Origin of the sequence: Pseudomonas psychrophila (genome assembly GCF_001043005.1) — a bacterium.
GTDB lineage: Bacteria > Pseudomonadota > Gammaproteobacteria > Pseudomonadales > Pseudomonadaceae > Aquipseudomonas > Aquipseudomonas psychrophila.
The window spans coordinates 1-3,403 of sequence record NZ_JYKZ01000021.1 but is presented as its reverse complement, the minus strand read 5'-3'; the positions used below and the strand labels follow the sequence as shown (position 1 = coordinate 3,403).

Genomic DNA, 3,403 nt, shown 5'->3' with positions numbered 1-3,403 from the left:
TGTCGTAAAGCTTAGAAATGAGCATTCCATCAAACGATGGTGAATGTTGATTTCTGATCTTTTGATTAGATCGTTCTTTAAAAATTTGGGTATGTAATAGAAAGTTAGACTGGATAACACTTTCACTGGTGTTTATTCAGGCTAAGGTAAAATTTGTGAACGTTCTTAATTGAACATGCGAATTTTCGGCGAATGTCGTCTTCATAGTATAACCAGATTGCTTGGGGTTATATGGTCAAGTGAAGAAGCGCATACGGTGGATGCCTTGGCAGTCAGAGGCGATGAAAGACGTGGTAGCCTGCGAAAAGCTTCGGGGAGTCGGCAAACAGACTTTGATCCGGAGATGTCTGAATGGGGGAACCCACCTAACATAAGTTAGGTATCTTAAGCTGAATACATAGGCTTAAGAAGCGAACCAGGGGAACTGAAACATCTAAGTACCCTGAGGAAAAGAAATCAACCGAGATTCCCTTAGTAGTGGCGAGCGAACGGGGACCAGCCCTTAAGCTGTATTGATGTTAGCGGAACGCTCTGGAAAGTGCGGCCATAGTGGGTGATAGCCCTGTACGCGAAAACATCTTTGCAGTGAAATCGAGTAGGACGGAGCACGAGAAACTTTGTCTGAATATGGGGGGACCATCCTCCAAGGCTAAATACTACTGACTGACCGATAGTGAACTAGTACCGTGAGGGAAAGGCGAAAAGAACCCCGGAGAGGGGAGTGAAATAGATCCTGAAACCGTATGCGTACAAGCAGTGGGAGCCCACTTTGTTGGGTGACTGCGTACCTTTTGTATAATGGGTCAGCGACTTATTTTCAGTGGCAAGCTTAACCGAATAGGGGAGGCGTAGCGAAAGCGAGTCTTAATAGGGCGTCTAGTCGCTGGGAATAGACCCGAAACCGGGCGATCTATCCATGGGCAGGTTGAAGGTTGGGTAACACTAACTGGAGGACCGAACCGACTACCGTTGAAAAGTTAGCGGATGACCTGTGGATCGGAGTGAAAGGCTAATCAAGCTCGGAGATAGCTGGTTCTCCTCGAAAGCTATTTAGGTAGCGCCTCATGTATCACTGTAGGGGGTAGAGCACTGTTTCGGCTAGGGGGTCATCCCGACTTACCAAACCGATGCAAACTCCGAATACCTACAAGTGCCGAGCATGGGAGACACACGGCGGGTGCTAACGTCCGTCGTGAAAAGGGAAACAACCCAGACCGTCAGCTAAGGTCCCAAAGTTATGGTTAAGTGGGAAACGATGTGGGAAGGCTTAGACAGCTAGGAGGTTGGCTTAGAAGCAGCCACCCTTTAAAGAAAGCGTAATAGCTCACTAGTCGAGTCGGCCTGCGCGGAAGATTTAACGGGGCTCAAACCATACACCGAAGCTACGGGTATCACTTAGGTGATGCGGTAGAGGAGCGTTCTGTAAGCCTGTGAAGGTGAGTTGAGAAGCTTGCTGGAGGTATCAGAAGTGCGAATGCTGACATGAGTAACGATAATGGGTGTGAAAAACACCCACGCCGAAAGACCAAGGTTTCCTGCGCAACGTTAATCGACGCAGGGTTAGTCGGTCCCTAAGGCGAGGCTGAAAAGCGTAGTCGATGGAAAACAGGTTAATATTCCTGTACTTCTGGTTATTGCGATGGAGGGACGGAGAAGGCTAGGCCAGCTTGGCGTTGGTTGTCCAAGTTTAAGGTGGTAGGCTGGAATCTTAGGTAAATCCGGGATTCTAAGGCCGAGAGCTGATGACGAGTTGTCTTTTAGACAACGAAGTGGTTGATGCCATGCTTCCAAGAAAAGCTTCTAAGCTTCAGGTAACCAGGAACCGTACCCCAAACCGACACAGGTGGTTGGGTAGAGAATACCAAGGCGCTTGAGAGAACTCGGGTGAAGGAACTAGGCAAAATGGCACCGTAACTTCGGGAGAAGGTGCGCCGGTGAGGGTGAAGCATTTACTGCATAAGCCCATGCCGGTCGAAGATACCAGGCCGCTGCGACTGTTTATTAAAAACACAGCACTCTGCAAACACGAAAGTGGACGTATAGGGTGTGACGCCTGCCCGGTGCCGGAAGGTTAATTGATGGGGTTAGCTAACGCGAAGCTCTTGATCGAAGCCCCGGTAAACGGCGGCCGTAACTATAACGGTCCTAAGGTAGCGAAATTCCTTGTCGGGTAAGTTCCGACCTGCACGAATGGCGTAACGATGGCGGCGCTGTCTCCACCCGAGACTCAGTGAAATTGAAATCGCTGTGAAGATGCAGTGTATCCGCGGCTAGACGGAAAGACCCCGTGAACCTTTACTATAGCTTTGCACTGGACTTTGAATTTGCTTGTGTAGGATAGGTGGGAGGCTTTGAAGTGTGGACGCCAGTCTGCATGGAGCCAACCTTGAAATACCACCCTGGCAACTTTGAGGTTCTAACTCAGGTCCGTTATCCGGATCGAGGACAGTGTATGGTGGGTAGTTTGACTGGGGCGGTCTCCTCCTAAAGAGTAACGGAGGAGTACGAAGGTGCGCTCAGACCGGTCGGAAATCGGTCGTAGAGTATAAAGGCAAAAGCGCGCTTGACTGCGAGACAGACACGTCGAGCAGGTACGAAAGTAGGTCTTAGTGATCCGGTGGTTCTGTATGGAAGGGCCATCGCTCAACGGATAAAAGGTACTCCGGGGATAACAGGCTGATACCGCCCAAGAGTTCATATCGACGGCGGTGTTTGGCACCTCGATGTCGGCTCATCACATCCTGGGGCTGAAGCCGGTCCCAAGGGTATGGCTGTTCGCCATTTAAAGTGGTACGCGAGCTGGGTTTAGAACGTCGTGAGACAGTTCGGTCCCTATCTGCCGTGGACGTTTGAGATTTGAGAGGGGCTGCTCCTAGTACGAGAGGACCGGAGTGGACGAACCTCTGGTGTTCCGGTTGTCACGCCAGTGGCATTGCCGGGTAGCTATGTTCGGGAAAGATAACCGCTGAAAGCATCTAAGCGGGAAACTTGCCTCAAGATGAGATCTCACTGGAACCTTGAGTTCCCTAAAGGGCCGTCGAAGACTACGACGTTGATAGGTTGGGTGTGTAAGCGCTGTGAGGCGTTGAGCTAACCAATACTAATTGCCCGTGAGGCTTGACCATATAACACCCAAGCAATTTGCGTCGAAGAGACCAGATTGCGGTGTGTGAAGACGATACAAACCGAAAGTTTGCGACTCACAAAACACCAACTATTACATACCCATTCGCTGGAGCGTAAACCGAAAGGTAAACGACCTGGCTACCGAATTTCTTGACGACCATAGAGCATTGGAACCACCTGATCCCATCCCGAACTCAGCAGTGAAACGATGCATCGCCGATGGTAGTGTGGGGTTTCCCCATGTGAGAGTAGGTCATCGTCAAGATTAAATTCCAAA

Annotated in this window: 2 rRNA genes; both read left to right on the top strand. The window is 50.1% G+C overall.

Going from position 1 to position 3,403, the window contains the following annotated elements:
• Positions 1 to 233 precede the first annotated feature (233 nt).
• Positions 234 to 3,125, top strand: a 23S ribosomal RNA gene (locus tag TU76_RS23790).
• A 150-nt stretch (positions 3,126 to 3,275) separates the two neighbouring features.
• Positions 3,276 to 3,391, top strand: a 5S ribosomal RNA gene (gene rrf / locus TU76_RS23785).
• Positions 3,392 to 3,403 lie beyond the last annotated feature (12 nt).